General features: G+C 64.8%; 13 protein-coding genes. 7 read left to right on the forward strand and 6 right to left on the reverse strand.

Features of this window, described 5'->3' with window-relative positions; translation table 11 throughout:
- Positions 1 to 40: 40 nt before the first annotated feature.
- The 4 genes from MLD24_RS11280 to MLD24_RS11295 all read right to left on the reverse strand — a co-directional run bounded on the left by MLD24_RS11280 (position 41) and on the right by MLD24_RS11295 (position 4,620).
- Positions 41 to 538, reverse strand: a complete 498-nt coding sequence (locus MLD24_RS11280) for a TlpA disulfide reductase family protein (RefSeq protein WP_248166695.1) — start codon at positions 536 to 538, stop codon at positions 41 to 43.
- 24 nt (positions 539 to 562) lie between these two features.
- Positions 563 to 1,213 (reverse strand): outer membrane beta-barrel domain-containing protein, encoded by a 651-nt coding sequence (locus MLD24_RS11285; protein WP_248166696.1) that lies wholly within the window; start codon positions 1,211 to 1,213, stop codon positions 563 to 565.
- Positions 1,183 to 1,932, reverse strand: a complete 750-nt coding sequence (locus tag MLD24_RS11290) for an SH3 domain-containing protein (protein ID WP_248166697.1) — start codon at positions 1,930 to 1,932, stop codon at positions 1,183 to 1,185. The genes MLD24_RS11285 and MLD24_RS11290 overlap by 31 nt, the downstream gene beginning before the upstream one ends.
- Before the next feature lie 96 nt (positions 1,933 to 2,028).
- Positions 2,029 to 4,620 carry an HzsA-related protein gene (locus tag MLD24_RS11295; protein WP_248166698.1) on the reverse strand — a complete coding sequence of 864 codons (2,592 nt, stop codon included), beginning with the start codon at positions 4,618 to 4,620 and terminating at the stop codon, positions 2,029 to 2,031.
- Between the two features lie 435 nt (positions 4,621 to 5,055).
- On the opposite strand from MLD24_RS11295, the gene MLD24_RS11300 reads away from it, so the two are divergent.
- Genes MLD24_RS11300 through MLD24_RS11310 form a run of 3 tightly spaced genes read left to right on the forward strand, consistent with a single transcriptional unit; the run spans position 5,056 to position 10,455 of the window.
- Positions 5,056 to 6,327 (forward strand): hypothetical protein, encoded by a 1,272-nt coding sequence (locus MLD24_RS11300; protein WP_248166699.1) that lies wholly within the window; start codon positions 5,056 to 5,058, stop codon positions 6,325 to 6,327.
- Positions 6,328 to 8,889, forward strand: coding sequence for a LamG domain-containing protein (locus MLD24_RS11305; protein WP_248166700.1), 2,562 nt, complete (start codon positions 6,328 to 6,330; stop codon positions 8,887 to 8,889).
- Positions 8,890 to 8,901: 12 nt separating this feature from the next.
- Positions 8,902 to 10,455 (forward strand): general secretion pathway protein GspF, encoded by a 1,554-nt coding sequence (locus tag MLD24_RS11310; RefSeq protein ID WP_248166701.1) that lies wholly within the window; start codon positions 8,902 to 8,904, stop codon positions 10,453 to 10,455.
- Between the two features lie 9 nt (positions 10,456 to 10,464).
- Here MLD24_RS11310 and MLD24_RS11315 read toward each other — a convergent pair whose 3' ends face one another.
- Positions 10,465 to 11,448, reverse strand: a complete 984-nt coding sequence (locus tag MLD24_RS11315) for an FAD:protein FMN transferase (protein ID WP_248166702.1) — start codon at positions 11,446 to 11,448, stop codon at positions 10,465 to 10,467.
- Positions 11,445 to 12,209 carry a pseudouridine synthase gene (locus MLD24_RS11320; RefSeq protein WP_248166703.1) on the reverse strand — a complete coding sequence of 255 codons (765 nt, stop codon included), beginning with the start codon at positions 12,207 to 12,209 and terminating at the stop codon, positions 11,445 to 11,447. The genes MLD24_RS11315 and MLD24_RS11320 overlap by 4 nt, the downstream gene beginning before the upstream one ends.
- A gap of 200 nt (positions 12,210 to 12,409) precedes the next feature.
- Here MLD24_RS11320 and MLD24_RS11325 point away from each other — a divergent pair, with 200 nt between their 5' ends.
- Genes MLD24_RS11325 through MLD24_RS11340 form a run of 4 tightly spaced genes read left to right on the forward strand, consistent with a single transcriptional unit; the run spans position 12,410 to position 16,978 of the window.
- Complete coding sequence (locus tag MLD24_RS11325; RefSeq protein WP_227171972.1) at positions 12,410 to 13,183, forward strand: ABC transporter ATP-binding protein; 774 nt, start codon at positions 12,410 to 12,412, stop codon at positions 13,181 to 13,183.
- A complete protein-coding gene (locus MLD24_RS11330; RefSeq protein WP_248166704.1) occupies positions 13,173 to 14,195 on the forward strand; it encodes an ABC transporter substrate-binding protein in 1,023 nt (340 codons plus the stop codon). The genes MLD24_RS11325 and MLD24_RS11330 overlap by 11 nt, the downstream gene beginning before the upstream one ends.
- Complete coding sequence (fhuB, locus tag MLD24_RS11335) at positions 14,185 to 16,194, forward strand: Fe(3+)-hydroxamate ABC transporter permease FhuB (RefSeq protein ID WP_248166705.1); 2,010 nt, start codon at positions 14,185 to 14,187, stop codon at positions 16,192 to 16,194. Before MLD24_RS11330 ends, fhuB begins: the two co-directional genes overlap by 11 nt.
- On the forward strand, positions 16,181 to 16,978 hold the full coding sequence (locus tag MLD24_RS11340; protein ID WP_248166706.1) for a (2Fe-2S)-binding protein: 798 nt from the start codon (positions 16,181 to 16,183) through the stop codon (positions 16,976 to 16,978). Before fhuB ends, MLD24_RS11340 begins: the two co-directional genes overlap by 14 nt.
- The last annotated feature ends 271 nt before the right edge of the window (positions 16,979 to 17,249 follow it).

Consider the following 17,249-nt stretch of genomic DNA (forward strand, 5'->3'; position numbering starts at 1 on the left):
ATGTCACGACCAGCGGGTCACAGTGCGTCGATCTCAGCGTTTACTCCCGCACCAGTTCTCGTACCTGCTCGGCGTAATGGTCTTCATAGCCCGGCTGGTAGCCCCGGTGCAGGTAGCGGGCGTTGCCGTCACGGTCGATCATCACCGTGGTGGGCATGGCGTCGACCTCGTACAGCTCACTGACCCGGCTTTCGGTGTCGTACAGGACCGGATAGGACACCGGTACCGCCTCCAGAAAGCGATTGGCATCGGCGGAGTCGGCATCCACATTCACCGCCAGCACGGTGAAGCCGAGATCCTTGTAGTTCTGGTAGATCTCATCCATCAACGGCATTTCCTGGCGGCAGGGGCCGCACCAGGACGCCCAGAAGTTGAGCATCACCACCTGGCCGCGGTAATCCTCCAGGCGCAGGTTCTCGCCCTGGTTGCTCGTGAGGGTGAAATCCGGCGCCGGCTCACTGGCCCGGCCCGCCAGGCTGAACAGCACCAGCAGCAATGTCAGGCCGGTGCGGCCGGCTGCAATGAGGGTTCGGTTCATACGCTGAAAACTCCTGTTGATAACCTAGAAAAAGACCGACAGACCACAACGGATTTCAGTATTGAAGGCGGTTTTCTCGTCTCCCAATACATCGATCTTGTACATGTGTTCACGCACCCCCAATTCCACCGCCAGGCTGTCGGTGAACAGCACCTGGTAACCGAAACCGACGTTGGTGGTGAAACGGTTGTCCCCCGCAAAATCGGTCGCGCCGGCGCCGGCCACCAGGTAGAAGTTGGTGTTAAAGGCGTGATCGGGACCAAAAAAGGCCTCACCCGGCAGCAGCCGGTAACCGAAGTTGAGGTTGTAGTAGACATACTCCCGCTCACTGTCGGTGAGCAGCTCCACATCGCCTGCCAACTGCTCGAAACTGGTCTCCCCGCCCTCGGCAAAACCGATGTTGGACTCCACGAACAGCGATTCGCTGAGGTTGTAGCCCAGACGGGCGCCGTAGACGAAGGACGAACCGAAGTCCTCGATGTTGAGGACACCGGTGAAGGCGCCGACCTCGAAGTTCTCTGTGTCGATCAGCGCCTCGTCTACCGCCACCGGTCTGACGTCCGGCTCGATCAGGGTGGGTTCTTCCGCCGCCCAGGCCGGAGCCGCACACAGCAGCAATGGCAGCCAGGCTCGCCGCGACAGGGTCAGAAAAAGATGCTGAGTCCTAGTTTCCATTCGGTTGCTTCTTCGTTGGTTTGTCGATCGGTGAAGGTCTTGTAGTCCTTCACCTCGGCACGCAGAAAATAGCGGTCGGTCATGTAGAAGCGGACCCCCAGGCCGGCATTGGCCATCGGGTTGTCGCGGTTCTCGGTGTCCGCCAGGGTGGTCTTGGGTCGGATGGCGATATGGCCATAACCCAGGGTAAAGAACGGCGACACCCGCCAGTCCGGGAACGGCTGGTGCACCAGATTGCCGCTCACCATCAGGATCTCCGACGCGGTTCCCAACGCCTGGGAGCCCCACAGCTCCAGCGACAGGTTCGCTGTCATCCAGTAGCCGGCGTAAACGGCGGTGACCGGGGCACGGTCAAATTCTCCCATCATCAGCCCGGCCTCCCAGCGGCGGGTGCTGAAATCGTCGAACCGCGGCTCGGTCAACGTCACCGGCTCGCCGGCGCCGTCCAAGGTCAGCAGCACATCGTCCACATGCACCCAGCCTTCCCGGCCCCGGCGATCCCGCACCCGGAACCAGTCGGTCTTGCGCCGCACCAGGGTCAGCCACTCCCCTTTCTCACTGACCCGCACCACCGGATAGGCCGCCGCCGGACCGGTGTGCCACGCCACGTAGGGTTCCGCCACCTGAACCCGGGGCAGATCCGCCGTCGCCCCCCGGCCATCATCAGCCAGGGCCGGGGATACCAGCAGCGGCAGCACACAGGCCAGCAGCCATGCCACTATCCTCAACCTGGCAGCGCCAGGCTTGCTGTCGGGGGCTGTGCTGAGCGCCACGCTGTTATCAAACCCTGAGTCGATATCACACATCGGCAGCCGTCAGTCCTCAGGGGTGTCGAAAGGGTTGTTGTAGTACTGGCCGCCCAGATCCAGCCATTCGGCAATCAGTTTCAGCTCCACTTCGGTCAGAAAGCCCTGGTGACTGCCGCCGCTGCGGAACCGGTCCAGGAACCGGCTGCTGGCGCGGGCCCCGGCGGTGTTCATGGACGCCGGAACATTGACGGTGGTGAACACCGGGATGGTGTTGCCCTCGGCATCGAGAATGGGAACGCCGTCCTCATCCCGCTCAATCTCGCCCGTGTCCACCAGCACGTCCGTCAGCGCGCCATCGATAATCTCCTGCTCGTTGTCGTTGAACAGCAGCTCGCGGTAGGCATTGAAGTGATCCGGCTGGTCCGGCGACGGCCCGTCGGACAGGTCCAGCTGGCTGTCGGGCAGCCGCAGGGCACCATCGGCGTCCTGATCGGAATGGCAACCGGTGCAGGTGTAGTCGTCCAGAACCGTTACCCCATCGGCAGCGATGATCTGCCGGTCCAGCCCCCAGAGCGGGTGAATGTGCTGCTCGTAGTGAATCACCGTGCGGCAGAAGCCGGACCAGCTGGCAGCGCAGGCCGCCGATACCGGTGAGGGTGTGCTCAGATCCGAGTAGCGGTAAGCGAACGGCGCCGCCTTGGCCACCACCGCGTCATTACTCCACTGGTCCTCGAACACCAGGTCGGGCTGCAACTGGCGGATGCCATTAATGCGGCTGTAGGTCTGCGCCATGGTCTCGCCCATGTCGGCCACCAGGGTGGGGTCGGTGTTGGGAAACTCCAGACCGGTGGTGCGGGCGCCACTGTAGACCGAGGCAGGTCCGGCGTCGGGCCGGCCGTGGGGCACGTCGCTGCCGGGGTCGTGGCAGCCATGGCAGCTCAGGGTCTCACCAGGGCGCACCTGCAGCCAGTTCTGGTGACGGGCAGACAGCCGTTCGCCGTTGCCATCCACCACACTGATGGCGAAGGCCACGTTGGCAGGCACCGCCGCCCGCACCGAGCCATCCGGCTCCACCGGCGCGTAACCGAGAATCTCCCGCATGCCCTGGGCGGCGCTGCGGCCAAAGGCGGAAAGGTCAACCTCCCGGACCTCGTCATCGGGAATCGACACCGGTTTCTCGAACCGGACAAACATCGCAGGCCGTGCCGCCGGCTCGGTCTGTAGCGGGTCCGCCAGCGTGCGGATGCCACCGGGTGCGGTGTCCGTGCCGTCAACGTCGTACACGCTGCGGATGTGCACGGCGCCGTAGCCGCTGTTGGCCAGGGTGGCGGCTTCACTGTCCAGGATCGCCGGCGCCAGGTGGGTCGGCAGCGGGCGGTCAATCATCAACACCGCCTCATCCACCTGCACGCCTTCCTCCGGCGCCTGCACCGGCAGCTGGGTCACGCTGGTCTTGTCCAGCAGCCAGAGCCCGAAAATCGGCAAGGCACGGTCGTAATCGTCCGGCGCGGCCAACCGTTCCTCGGTGCAGTTGACGATGCGGTCGTCGCCCTCGGCAAATGCCTCCCGCAGACGACAGGGGCTCCAGCTCACCAGGTAGCGATCGGTGCCGTCGAACAGCGGCGAGGCTGCGCCATAGCTGCCGTTGAGGTTCGGCTCGCCAGAGCCATCGTAGCCTGCCACCACGGCAACCTGGCCATCGCCTTCGCTGCCGTCGAGCCGCTGATCCGCCTCCACAAAGGCAGTGGTGTCGAGCAACGCCGGCAGCGCCGCCAGGCTCTGGCTGGCGAACGGTCGCACCTGGGCCAGCACCTGGCCGTTGTACGCCAGTGGACGGAAGTAATGCACCGTCTGCCCCTCAACGGAATCGTGGGAGTGACGACCGAATACGTACGCCAGGTCAGTGCCATCCGGGTTGACCTGGTAAAGGTTGAAACCGTTGTTGCGGGTCTGGCCGGCGTTGTCCCAGCGGCTGAACAGGATCTTGCCGTTCGCCAGCACGGTGGGGTCCAGATCGTGGCTCTGGTTGAAGGTGATCTGCTCGATGTCGCTGCCGTCGCTTGCCATGACATGGAGCACAAACGCCGGGGCATCGCGGTCCTCGTCCAGGGCATCGAACTGGGGTTTGCCCTCGTCCAGCAGAATCGCCTTGGCGGTGCGCTGACGGGTGGAGGCAAACACGATACGGCCATCCGGGAGATAGTCCGGAGCAATGTCGTGGCCCGCCTCGGCCTGGGTATCGGAGGCAATCACCCGGCGCAGGAGATCGTTGGCCACGTCGTATTCCCAGATGTTCCAGGTCGACGTCTGGTCGTCCACTTCCGGCGCCCGCAGGGCAAACAGCAGGCGGTTACCGTCGTAGGAGACCGCCAGGTCCTTGACGTCGTAGCGCAGTTCGCCCTCGTCATCGAGGAAGCGGTCATCGGCAAACAGCGACGAGGTGATGTCCCGCAAAGCCGCACTGGGGGCTGCCCGGTCCTTCAGGTACAAGCGGGCACCGGGACGAAAGGCGTCGGGCTCACGGCGGTCATCGCCGCGCAGTTCGTTGCTGTCGGGGTCAACGTCGAGGGTACGCTGGACGAACGCCACCGGCTGCTCCGCCACCACCGGGTCCGGCGCCTGGCCGCTGCCACCTCCGGGTCCACAGCCCGTCAACACGGCGACCAAAGCGCACAGAGAGGCCCGCAGAGTGAGCGTACAACCGATCGGGTCACGGCTGGAATATGTCGTTGAGCGGGCCAATGAACTAAACCTCAAGGCGCATTGTGATAAGGGGCCAGATAGTACAGGATGCACAGAGTACGTTTAACACTTGTTTACATTCCAAACGCTTCGTGTAAACAAACGTAACCATAAGCGACAGGTCTCAAAACTGAACAAAGAGCCAGTGAATTTCTTCCGGATTTCACCGCCCCCACCCTAAGATGAGCAACCCTGAAAGCCCCGCCAGGCCTTGCGTGACAAGCTGTCACGTTATGATGACAGCGTCGTGGAAGCGGACCTGAACACCGAAAAATACTCCGGGTCCCTGCCATGAGGGGACGAGGCATGAGAAGGGCAGGGAGGGCATAAGAGAGGCACGAGGAACAAAAGATGACAGCCAACGGCAGTAACTGGCCCGTGGGACAGCACACCCACCGGATTCTGATGCAATCCGGCCGCCTGATCGGAATGGGTTGCCTGCTGGCCTCCCTGGCGCTGCCCTGGCAGTCCGCCCACGCCGGCGCCCGCGAGCAGGCCCAACGCATGCATGAACGCCTCACCGGGGTGCGGCCGTCGGCCGGAGTGCTGGAGACCATGGCCCTGGAGATTCAGGGTGGCAATGCCCAACAGGCTGCCTACACCGCCATGGACGACCGCGCCTTCTACGATGTCACCCTGAAGAATTTTGCGGCGCCCTGGACCAATGAGGCCCAGTCCAGCTTCGTGCCGCTTAACGACTACACCGCAACGGTCATTGGCGTGGTTCGGGACGAACGGGATTTCCGCACCATCCTCTATGACGACATTCTCTACGTCGGTGACGGCGCGCTGAACCTGCCCCCCTACGCCATCGACAACAACGATCACTACCGGGAGCTGGAAGCCGGCGGGTACAGCCTGCAGGACCACCTCGATGCCACCACCCAGTCCAGCCGCAACGGCCTGCCGTCCACCGCCACCGCTGGCGTCATGACCTCCCGCGCCGCCGCCCAGGCCTTCTTCAGCGCCGGCACCAACCGGGCGATGTTCCGCTTCACCCTGATGAACCACCTGTGCAACGACCTCGAGCAGGTGAACGACGTCACCCGTCCGCCGGACCGCATCCGCCAGGACGTGTCCCGCAGCCCCGGGGGCGACAGCCGGGTATTTCTCAACAACTGCGTGGGCTGTCACAGCGGCATGGACCCACTGGCCCAGGCCTTCGCCTACTACGACTTCGAGTACGACGCCGACAACGATCCGGACGGCAACTTGGGCCGCCTGGTCTATAACACGGTGGGCGCGACGGACCCGGACACCGGCACCCGGGTCCAGGGCAAATACCTGATCAACGCCGCCAATTTTGAACCCGGCTACATCACCCGCGACGACCGCTGGGACAATTACTGGCGCGCCGGCCCCAACCGGCGACTGGGCTGGGATAGCGCGCAGAATCCCGAGGGCGGAGGCTATGGCGCCAAGTCCATGGGACAGGAGCTGGCCCACTCCGACGCCTTTGCCGAATGCCAGGCCAAGAAGGTGTTCCGTACCGTGTGCCTGCGTGATCCGGTGGATGGCGCTGATCGCAGCCAGATCGCCACCATGGTGTCGAACCTGCGTGCCAGCGGCTTCAAGCTCAAGCGGAGCTTCGCCGATTCCGCCGTCTACTGCATGGGAGACTGAATGATGCGGTATCTGTCGACCCCGCCCCACTCTACGACCACCGACACTGGCTCCAACACAGGCCCCGGCACTTTCCGCAGCACTTTCCGCGGCACTACACGCACGCTACCGGGTCTGGCCGTGCTGGTGCTGATGCTCGCCGGCCTGACCGGCTGTGGCGGCGAAGCCACCGAGGCGCTGCCAAACACCGGCACCCCACCCCCCAACAGCAACTACAGCGGTCCGCCACCGGCCACCGATGACGTCCAGAACTTCAAACGCACGGTCTGGGACAACCTGGTCGCCAGCAACCGTTGCGGCACCTGCCACAACGTTGGCGGTCAGGCTCCCACCTTCGTCCACGAGGGCGACATCAACATCGCCTACGCCCAGGCCAACACCGTGGTTGACCTGACCGATCCGGGCCAGTCGGTGCTGGTCAGCAAGGTGGCCGGCGGTCACAACTGCTGGCTGGCCAGCGACCAGGCCTGCGCCGACACCATCACCAGCTACCTGGAAGACTGGGCCGGCGACGCCAGCGGCAGCGCCAAGACCATCGACCTGGTGCCGCCGGTGATTCGCGACCCCGGCGCCACCAAACGTTTTCCGCAAACCAGCGGCAGCTTTGGCACCCAGGTCTACCCGGTGTTGCAGACCTATTGCGCCGACTGCCATGTGGAAGGCGTGCAGACGCCCTACATCGGCAGCGCCGACGTCGACACCGCCTACGCCGAGTCCCAGAGCCGTATCAACCTGGGCAACCCGGCGGCATCGCGCCTGGTGGAGCGGTTGCGGGATGATTTCCACAACTGCTGGGACAACGATTGCACCACCTCCGCCCTCACCATGCAGATGGCCATCGAAGACTTTGCCAGCAGCCTCACGGCCCACGCTCCCGATGGCGACATGGTGACCAGCAAAGCCCTGGCGCTGCTGGGGGATGGTCTGGCGGCAAACGCCAGTGGCCGCTTCGAGGACAACGTCATCGCGCTGTACGAGTTCAAGGCCGGGGAAGGCCGCACGGCTTTTGACACCAGTGGCGTGGAACCGGCCCTGCACCTGAATTTGATCGGCAATGTCGACTGGGTCGGTGGCTGGGGCATCAACGTGGGCGCCGCCTACGATGACGATTCCGGCAACCGCGTCCGCAATGGCAAGGCCCAGGGTTCAACCATGGCCAGCCGCAAGCTGCATGATCTGCTGACCGCCTCCGGCGAATACAGCATTGAAGCCTGGGTCGCCCCGGCGAACACCAGCCAGGAAGACGCCCGCATCGTCACCTACTCCGGGTCGGCCACCGCCCGCAACGTCACCCTGAGCCAGACCCGGCAGAACTACGAGGTGCTGCACCGCAGCTCCACCACCGACCAGAACACCGCCTTCGCCACCGCCGATGGCGACAACCGCCTGCAGGCATCGCTGCAGCATGTGGTGGTTAACTTCACTGCCGGCGAAGGCCGCAGGATCTACGTTAACGGCGAGTTCACCGGCGATCTGGACCCGGCGGAGGCCGGCCTACTCAATGAGTGGGACAACAGTTTCGCCCTGGTGCTCGGTAACGAGACCGACGGCAACTCCCTGTGGGAGGGCACCCTGCGAATGGTGGCGATCCATAACCGGGCCCTCAGCGATGACCAGATCCGGGCCAACTTCGAGGTGGGCGTGGGCCAGAAATACTACCTGCTGTTCAGCGTCGCCCACCTGATTGACGTGCCGCAGAGCTATGTGGTGCTCGAAGTCAGCCAGTTCGACAGTTACAGCTACCTGTTCTCCGAGCCCTTCTTTATCAGCCTGGATGAAGACCAGCGCCCCGATGGCATAGAACTGGCCGGCATGCGTATCGGCATCAATGGTCGGGAAGCCGCCGTCGGCCAGGCCTTTGCCAATCTCGACGTGGTGCTGGACGCCGACCGTTACAGCCCGGGCAGCGGCCAGCCGCTGTCCCGCCTGGGCGCGCTGATTGCCCTTGAAAGCGGCCCCGCAACCGACGAGTTCTTCCTCACCTTCGACCGCCTGGGTCGCCATGAGAATGTCCGTATCGAGAGCCCGTTGCCGCCGCAGCCAACCCCGGCAAACGGCGCCCCGGCCTCCCATATCGGCCTGAAGACGTTTGATGAGATCAACGTCTCCATGTCCCGCATGACCGGCGTGTCCACCACCCACCCGACGGTGGCCGACACCTTTGCCACCGTGCGTCAGCAATTGCCGACGGTGGAGAACATCAACGGCTTCCTGTCGTCCCACCAGATGGCCATCACCCAGCTGGCGATCCAGTACTGCGACGCCCTGGTGGAAGACAGCACTCTGCGGAGCAGCTTTTTCCCCGGTTTCAACGTCAGCGCTGCCACCAGCAGCGCGTTCGACACCGCCGGCCGCAGCCAGGTGATCACGCCGCTGATCAACGAATTTGTCGGTCAGGATCTGGCCAGCCAGCCATCGGTGGCCGACATCGAAAACGAACTGAACGGCCTGATCGACCGGCTCAGCGCCTGTGGCGGCAACTGCGCCAGCGATCGCACCGCCACCATCGTCAAGGCCAGCTGCGCCGCCGTGCTCGGCAGTGCGGTCACCCTCGTTCAGTAAGAGGAACTGCCCATGTTTATCAAACGTTCGCGCAACAAGGCCCTGGCCAATCATCAGCCGCTGCATCACCCGGACCACCGCCGCCCCATCACCCGGCGGGAGTTCATCGCCCAGGGCTTCCGCGCCGGTACCGCAACCGTATTCGGCGCCTCCGCCCTGAGCCTGTTTGCCAACCCGCGGGCAGCCCAGGCGGCACTGTCGTCAGATCTGGAAGCACTCAAGAGCAGCTGCGGCCTTGGCGTCCAGGGGGCCGGCAAGATTCCCTTTATCTGTTTTGACCTGGCCGGCGGCGCCAACATCGCCGGTTCCAACGTGCTGATGGGCAAGAGCGGGGGGCAGCAGGATTTCCTCACCACCGCCGGCTACAACCGCCTGGGGCTGCCCGGCGACATGCTGCCCAATGACCCGGCGTTCGTGAATCAGGAGCTGGGACTGGCGTTCCACACCGACAGCGGCTTCCTGCGGGGTATCCAGGCCCGCACCGGCGCCGGCACACGGGCCGCCACCAACGGCGCCATCATCGCGGCACGTTCGGAGAACGACACCGGCAACAACCCCCATAACCCCATGTACGGCATCTATCGGGCGGGCGCCGACGGCTCCCTGCTGTCACTGATCGGCTCCCGCAGTTCCGATTCCGGCGGCAACTCGCTGGCACCGATGGATCTGATCGACCCGGAGGCCCGCCCCACCAAGGTGGACCGCCGTACCGATGTCACCGGCCTGGTGGACGTGGGGGATCTGGTGGGGCTGCTGGACCAGAGTGACGCCGTGGCGGTCATGGAATCCATCCAGCGGATCAGCGACGCCAAGATGAACCGGGTGAACACCCAGATCACCGCAGACGAGGTGATCAAGGACCTGGTCCGGTGCGGGTACGTCAAAAGTGCCGACCTGGCGGATCGTTTCGGCGATCCCAGCACCTTGGACCCGGATCTGGACCCGGACATCGTTGGTCCCGGCGGCATCTTTACCAGCGCCCAATACAACGGCGAATCGGAGTTCCGCAAGACCGCGGCGGTAATGAAGCTGGTGGTGAACGGCTTTGCCGGCGCTGGCACCATCACCATGGGCGGCTACGACTACCACACCGGCGAGCGGGGCACCGGCGAACGCCGTGACTTCCTGGCCGGCGAGTGCATGGGGGCATGCCTGGAGTACGCCGCCCGGCGCAACATGCCATTGATGATGTACGTCTTCAGCGACGGCTCGGTGTCCAGTAACGGCCGCATCGATGACTCCGCCGAAGGCCGTGGCAAGGGCGAATGGACCGGCGACAACCAGCAGACCGCCGCCTCGTTCTTTCTGGTTTACAACCCCAATGGCCGCCCTGCCGCCATCCGCAACCAGATCGGTTATATGCGCGCAGACGCCTCGGTGGAAACCGCCTCCAGCCCGGCAGCCAACAACGTTAATCAGTTGGTCCAGACGGTGCTGCTGAACTACATGGCGCTGCATGGTGAACAGGGCAACTTTGGCACCACTTTCCCCGCCCACGGGCTTGGCAACGCCACCCTGCAGGACAGCCTGATCGCGTTGCCTGGGATTGTCAGTGGTACGATCTAATTCGGCCCCTTAAGGCCCCGCCGGAGGCATCAGTCCTTCGGAGTAATGCAGCTGACGCTGGTCGTCGATGATGATGGCGTCGATCCCAGGCAGCCGGTTGATCATCGCCAGCCCCTGCTCGGCTCCGAGCACGAACACCGCGGTAGACAGGCCGTCGGTCACCAGCGCCCGATCCCCGAGGATGGTGACGCTCTGCACGCCTTCGGCGGGCCGGCCGCTGGACGGCGCGATGATGTGATGCACCCGGGTGCCGCTGTCGTCGATAAAGAAGCGTTCGTAGTCCCCGGAAGTCGAAATGGCGACATCGGCCAGGGGCAGCCGCACCACCATGGTCTCTTCCCGGCGCGGGTCGCGGACCCCCACCACCCAGGGCCGGCCCCGCCGGTCGCCCAGCAGGCGCATGTCACCGCCGGCACTGAGGCGGGCGTGGCGAATGCCACCGGCGCGCAGCAGCTCAATGCCCCGGTCGACAGCGAAGCCCTTGGCGATGCCCCCCAGATCGGTCAACAGGCCGGTTTGGCGGAAATGCACCGACCGGTCTTCGGGGTCCAGTTCAATGTCGCGGTAGTTGATGCGGGGCAGATTGTGGGCCAGCTCCTGCTCGCTGGGCTGGATGCGCCGACGGTAATCGTAGAAGTACCCCACTGACCCGAAACTGATGTCGAACGCGCCGTCGCTCAGTTCCGACACCCGCCGGGCCTGCTCAAACACCCGGTACAGATCGTCGCTCACCACCACCGGAGCGTCCGCCGCCTGGCGATTGACCCGGGACAGCTCGGAATCCTCCCGGTACCGGCTCATCCGGTGGTCAATTCGATCAAACTCGGCAAACACCTGTCTGCTCAGGCGTTCGGCCTGGTCCCGGTCCGCCGCCCAGAACTCCATCTCGATGGGCGTGGTCATGGCACTGCCGCTGAAGCGGAACCACTCCGCCCGGGCGCTGGTGCTGATCAGTCCGGCCAGGACCAGCAGGGCGATGGCGCGCAGGATCATACCACCACACCTTCAAGGTCGGGCAAAGGCTGCGGGAAAATCGACAGCACCTCGCGGAAACTCGCCTCCAACGGCGCTTCGATGGTCAGCGGCTCACCGGTGCCGGGATGCCGGAATCCCATCCGGGTTGCCGCCAGCAGCAGCCGCCCCTGACCGAAGCGTTCGGCGAAGTAACGGTTGTGGCGGCCGCGACCGTGGTTGGCATCGCCAATGATGGGGTGACTGATGTGCTTCATGTGGCGTCGCAACTGGTGTTTGCGGCCCGTCTTGGGGGCCAGCGCCACCAGGGCGTAGCGGCTGGTGGGGTAGGTTTCGATGGCCACGGCAATCTCGGTGGTGGCAAGAGTGCGATAGCGGGTCTGGGCTTCCCTCACCGGCTGTTCCTGGCCTTTCAGGCGGCGATCCTCGGGCTCTTCCCGCAGCGGATGATCGATCAGCCCCTGGGCCGCGGGCCAGCCCCGGACCACCGCCAGGTAGGTCTTGGCCACCGCTCCGGCCATCATCTGCTCCCCCAGCACCCGGGCCATGGCGGCACTGCGGGCAAAGACCAGCACCCCGGACGTGGGACGATCCAGCCGGTGCACCGGGTAGACATGACGGCCGCCATTGAGCGCGCGGGCATACTGCAGGGCGAACTCGGTTTCGTGGCGGTCAATGGGGCTGCGGTGTACCAGCAAACCGGCGGGTTTGTGCACCACCAGCAGGTCATCGTCACGGTAGAGTTCGGACAGGGGATTGGGGGTTGGCTGACAGGCGTTCATTGGCGGATATTCTACGGCCTCGGACCGGGCTTGTCCCCTCCCGCCTCTTTTTCATCTTCATTCTCCCTCCTGCTCACCTTCATTCTCCCTCCTGTTCCTCCCATCCTTCTTCAGAAGAGGGTGAACACGCCTTCACGTTGATAATCGTTCGTATTTTTTTTACCCTCTCAGTCCGCAACTTTCCCCTTGTTGGAACCCTCATGCCCAGTTTTTTCCAGATTCGTCATCTGGACGTCGAGATCGCCTCGACCTCCATCCTCCGGGACATCAGCCTCGACTTCCACGATGGCGAAGTGACCGCGCTGCTGGGCCATAACGGCTCGGGCAAGTCGACCCTGCTGAAGGTGCTGGCTCGCCAGCTCGAGCCCAGCGGCGGCGAACTCGCGCTCCAGGGCGACGCGTTCGGCACCCTTGGCCAGCGGGACTTTGCCCGCCAGGTCGGATTCCTGCCCCAGTACACCCCGGCCACCGACGGTCTGACCGTGCGCGAGCTGGTGGCGCTGGGACGCTACCCCTGGAAGGGCCCGCTCGGTCGCTATCGCGATGAGGACCAGCGGCTGATCGACCAGGCCATCGACGACACCGGCCTGCAGGCCTTTGCCCAGCGCTCAGTGGACACCCTGTCCGGCGGTGAACGCCAACGCGCCTGGATCGCCATGCTGCTGGCCCAGCAGACCCGCTGCCTGCTGCTGGACGAACCGATCTCCGCGCTGGATGTACTGCACCAGGTCGAAACCCTGCGCCTGATCCAGCGCCTGGCAGAGCAGCGCGAGCTGACGGTGGTCATGGTGCTGCACGATGTCGACCTGGCGGCCCGGTTCTGCGATCGCCTGGTGGCCCTGAAAGCCGGCGCGGTAACGGCCGACGGCACGCCGGCACAGATCATGAACGAGCAGGTGCTGGAATCCATCTACAGCGTGCCCATGGGGGTGATGGAACGCGCGCCCGGCCAATGGGTGTCCTATGTCCATTAACGATATGTCCATTAACGATCTGTCCATCAACCACTCGCCCTTTGAACAGGCCCAGGCCGTCATGTCCGTGAACCCGATCCGCCGTTTTTGCGCCCGCCTGGCCCTCGCCATCACCACCTGGCTGTGCCTCAGCGTCAGCCAGCTTGCGCTGGCCGACACCTGGCAACACGAGCGTGGTTCGATTTCCTTCGACAGTCCGCCGCAACGGGTGGTTGCGCTCAACTGGGCGGCCACCGAGGCGCTGGCCCTGCTCGGGGTGACGCCTGTAGGTGTGGCGGATCTGGAGTACTACAAGGTCTGGGTACAGGACCCGGCTCTGCCGGAAGGCGTCGCCAACGTCGGGGCCCGCAGCGCCCCCAGTCTGGAGGCCATCAGTGAACTGGCTCCGGACCTGATCGTCACCTCCGGCCAGCTGGCGCCCGCCTACGAACAACTGGCGGCCATTGCCCCGACCTATGTCATCAGCGTGTACGACGAGGGCACCCAGCCCTATCAGCAGGCCCGCACCATGCTCACCACCCTGGCCCAGATGCTGGACCGGGAATCCCGGGCGGAGACCGTGCTGGCCGACATCGACGCCACCCTGGCGGACAACCGCGCCCGTCTTGAGGCCGCCGGTCTCACCGACCGGCCGGTGGCCATTGTCGGCTTTATGGACGACCGCCACGTTCGCATCAACACCCCCAATGGCCTGCTCCAGGCCGGCATCGAGGGCCTGGGGCTGACCAACGCCTGGCAGCGGGAAGGCAACTTCTGGGGGTTCTCCCTGGTCGGATTGGAGGAACTGGCGCCGCTGCAACAGGCCCGGCTGGTGGCCATTTCGCCAACGCCTCCGGGCCTGAAGGACCAGCTTGCCGGCAGCCCGTTCTGGAAACACCTGCCGATGGTGCGTCAGAACCAGGTCTACCAGATCGACCCGGTGTGGACCTTTGGCGGCGTGCACTCGGTACGCCGGCTGGCCAACACCCTGACCGAACAACTGCTGTCCGGCGGCAGTGACAATGTCCGCTAAGGCGCCCTCACTGCCCCTGCGGCTGCCTTCGAGCACCGTACTGATCTGGCTGCTGGCGTTGTTCGCCAGTGCCCTGCCCTGGCTCGGCAAATTGCCGGTCGACGCCTTGCTCGCTGCAATCTGGGCCCCCAACACCGACGACTTCTCACAGGTACTGGTGCATTACAGCTGGGCCCCGCGGCTGGCCATGGCGCTGCTGATCGGCAGCGGCCTGGGCCTGGCCGGCGCGGTGCTGCAGCAGATCCTACGTAACCCGCTGGCATCGCCCACCACCCTTGGGGTGGAGTCCGGCGCACAACTGGCGATCGCCATCGCCACCGTCTATCTCCCCGGCCTGATGGCCCTGAGTCCGGACCTCACCGCGGTCACCGGCGGTATCCTTGGCACCGGGCTGGTCATTGCCCTGACCTGGCGCCTGGGCTTTTCTCCGGTCACCGTCATCCTCGCTGGCATGGTGGTGAGCTTCTTCCTGGGAGCCATCAACGCCGCCTTCATGCTGTTTCACGGTGAGTACCTGGGCAACCTGTTTATCTGGGGCGCCGGCTCGCTGGTACAGAACGACTGGAACCAGTTCCAGACCCTGTCGCCGCGAGTGGTGGTGCTCGCCATCGCGCTGGTCCTGCTGATGCGGCCACTGCAGCTGCTGCAACTCGGGGCTGACTCTGCCAAGGCCCTCGGTGCCCGGGTCACAGCGCTGCGATTGCTGGCGATGCTGCTGGTGATCCTGCTGACGGCCTCGGTGGTCAGCCGGGTCGGCGTGGTGGCGTTCGTTGGCCTGGCGGCGCCGGCGCTGGCCCGCCTGCTTGGCGCCCGCACCCTGGCCCAGCACCTGCTCTGGAGCACCCTGCTTGGCGCCGGCCTGCTGTTGCTGGCCGATGCCCTGGCACAATGGGCCACCGCATGGGCCGACGGCAATCTGGTCCCCACCGGTACCGCCACCGCACTGATCGGCGGACCGATCCTGCTGCTGGCCCTGCGGGGCATGAAGAACGACCGCCACATGCCCGGCCAGGCCTCCGAACCGGCCAGCTTCACCCCGGAACGCAAGCCTCTGGCGCTACCGCTGATTGCGTTGCTGGTGGTATTGGCGCTGGTGGTGGTGTTGGCCATCGCCTGGTCACCGACGTTGTCTGGCTGGCAGTGGACCGCGATAAGCAACTGGGACCAGGCCTGGGACTGGCGCGGCCCCCGTTTGCTGGCAGCGCTGGTTGCCGGTGTGGTGCTGGCCATCGCCGGTACCCTGATCCAGCGTCTGACCGGCAATGTCATGGCCAGTCCGGAAGTACTGGGAATCAGCGGCGGCGCCGCCCTGGCGATGGTGGTGCTGTCACTGATGGGTCTGAATCCGGGACGTGCCGGGCAACTGCTCGCCGGCAGTCTCGGTGGCGCTGCGGTGCTTACCCTGCTGTTCGCACTGTCACGGCGACATCGGTTCTCTGGCCATCAACTGTTGCTGGGCGGGGTGGCTGTGTACGTCTTCATGGACGCAGGCATCCGCATGGTGCTGTCCGGCGGTGGCACCGAGGCCAACAAGCTGCTGACGTGGCTGTCCGGCTCCACCTGGCTGGTTACTGAAACCGAAGCGCTGGCACTGGCGCTGGTGGCCGCTGCTCTGGTGGCCGTCACCGCGCTGGTCAGTCGGGTGCTGACAATCCTGCCGCTGGGAGAACCCACCGCCTTGTCACTGGGCCTGCGGGTGCCTCTGGCCCGTGCCGGGGTGCTGCTGATTGCCGCCCTGCTGACCGCGGCGGCGACCATCATCATCGGCCCGCTCAGCTTCGTCGGCCTGATGGCTCCTCACCTGGCCCGTCTGCTGGGGCAGCAAACCGTAGCCCGCCAGATGCTGCTGGCAGCGATCATCGGTGCGGCCCTGCTGACCCTGGCGGATTACCTGTCTCGGGTGGTGATGTACCCCAACCAGCTGCCGGCGGGCATTCTCGCCGCGATCGTGGGGGGGACTTACTTCCTGTGGGGACTGAGTCGTCATGACCGTCGCTGAGTATCACCCGGAGCACCATCAGGACGAAGGGCCGGCCTTCTCCCGGCTGCTGGCCCAGGCCGGTAAGCAGCCGGACCAGCTGCGCCAGTTGCTGCCGCAACCGAAAGCCCCGGACGCGGCGGCCGGCGCCCTGTCACTGACCCAGATCCTGGAGGAGCCCGACGCCTTTGCCGATCTGCTGGCCGGCATCGCCAGGCAGCGGGGCGGCGATGTCCGCTCGCTGGCGTCGGTGCTTCACCAGAATCTGGCCCTGCAGGTGCTGGGTCCGTGTACGGTGACCCTGTTTCTGGACGGCCATACCCGGCTGCCAGCGGCAGACGCGATCTGGCTCGATACCGCAGATCCGGAGGGGCAGTGGTATCTCACCCCCGACACCGGCGCCGATACTGTGGATGAGGCATGCTATATCCGGGAGATGGCGACGCTCAGCCGCCAGTGGTATGAGGTGTTTCGTCGCCAGTTGGGGGTAAGCGCCGGCGCCTACTGGAGCAGCACTGGGCTGGCGCTGTGCGCGCCCTACTCCGCTCTTTACGATAGCGCCAGACCGGCGGAGCTGTGCCACCAGGCCAGCCACTGGCTACAACGCTTCGACTGCGACGCCCGGCGCTTTATCGACTGGATTCCCTTCACCTTCGGTGAGCTGGACTGCGCGATTCCACAACGCCGGGGCTGCTGCCAGAAGTACCGGCTGCCGGATGGCGGCTATTGCGGTACCTGCGGCATCTACCGCAAGGAGCGGCTGGCTCTGGTCGCCAGCCAGAGTCCCCAAGGTGCTGTTGATTGAAAACGACCGCTCAGGGCTTTTTATTGAACAGGACCGCTCAGGGCTCCTTATTGAAAAGTACCGCTCAGGGCTGTTGATTAAAACAGACCGCTCAACACAGTGCCGCCGGCCACCAGCACCGCAACGCCCAAGGCAATACCGGCAAGTTTGAGTCCTTCCAACACTTCAGTATCCGCGTGCATCCCTTGTCTCCTTGCTGGGGGAAAATCGCTGTCTCACTTCCCCGGGTCTTGACCATGGCATTTGCCACTGGAAAATCGCCTCCCGTGAT

The organism is Marinobacter xestospongiae (assembly GCF_023156385.1).
GTDB lineage: Bacteria > Pseudomonadota > Gammaproteobacteria > Pseudomonadales > Oleiphilaceae > Marinobacter > Marinobacter xestospongiae.

Excerpts from the sequence above, each read along its gene's own strand:
- MLD24_RS11280 (WP_248166695.1), bottom strand. The coding sequence starts at position 538 with ATGAACCGAACCCTCATTGCAGCCGGCCGCACCGGCCTGACATTGCTG.
- MLD24_RS11285 (WP_248166696.1), bottom strand. The coding sequence starts at position 1,213 with ATGGAAACTAGGACTCAGCATCTTTTTCTGACCCTGTCGCGGCGAGCC.
- MLD24_RS11300 (WP_248166699.1), top strand. The coding sequence starts at position 5,056 with ATGACAGCCAACGGCAGTAACTGGCCCGTGGGACAGCACACCCACCGG.
- MLD24_RS11305 (WP_248166700.1), top strand. The coding sequence starts at position 6,328 with ATGATGCGGTATCTGTCGACCCCGCCCCACTCTACGACCACCGACACT.
- MLD24_RS11310 (WP_248166701.1), top strand. The coding sequence starts at position 8,902 with ATGTTTATCAAACGTTCGCGCAACAAGGCCCTGGCCAATCATCAGCCG.
- MLD24_RS11315 (WP_248166702.1), bottom strand. The coding sequence starts at position 11,448 with ATGATCCTGCGCGCCATCGCCCTGCTGGTCCTGGCCGGACTGATCAGC.
- MLD24_RS11320 (WP_248166703.1), bottom strand. The coding sequence starts at position 12,209 with ATGAACGCCTGTCAGCCAACCCCCAATCCCCTGTCCGAACTCTACCGT.
- MLD24_RS11325 (WP_227171972.1), top strand. The coding sequence starts at position 12,410 with ATGCCCAGTTTTTTCCAGATTCGTCATCTGGACGTCGAGATCGCCTCG.
- MLD24_RS11330 (WP_248166704.1), top strand. The coding sequence starts at position 13,173 with ATGTCCATTAACGATATGTCCATTAACGATCTGTCCATCAACCACTCG.
- fhuB (WP_248166705.1), top strand. The coding sequence starts at position 14,185 with ATGTCCGCTAAGGCGCCCTCACTGCCCCTGCGGCTGCCTTCGAGCACC.
- MLD24_RS11340 (WP_248166706.1), top strand. The coding sequence starts at position 16,181 with ATGACCGTCGCTGAGTATCACCCGGAGCACCATCAGGACGAAGGGCCG.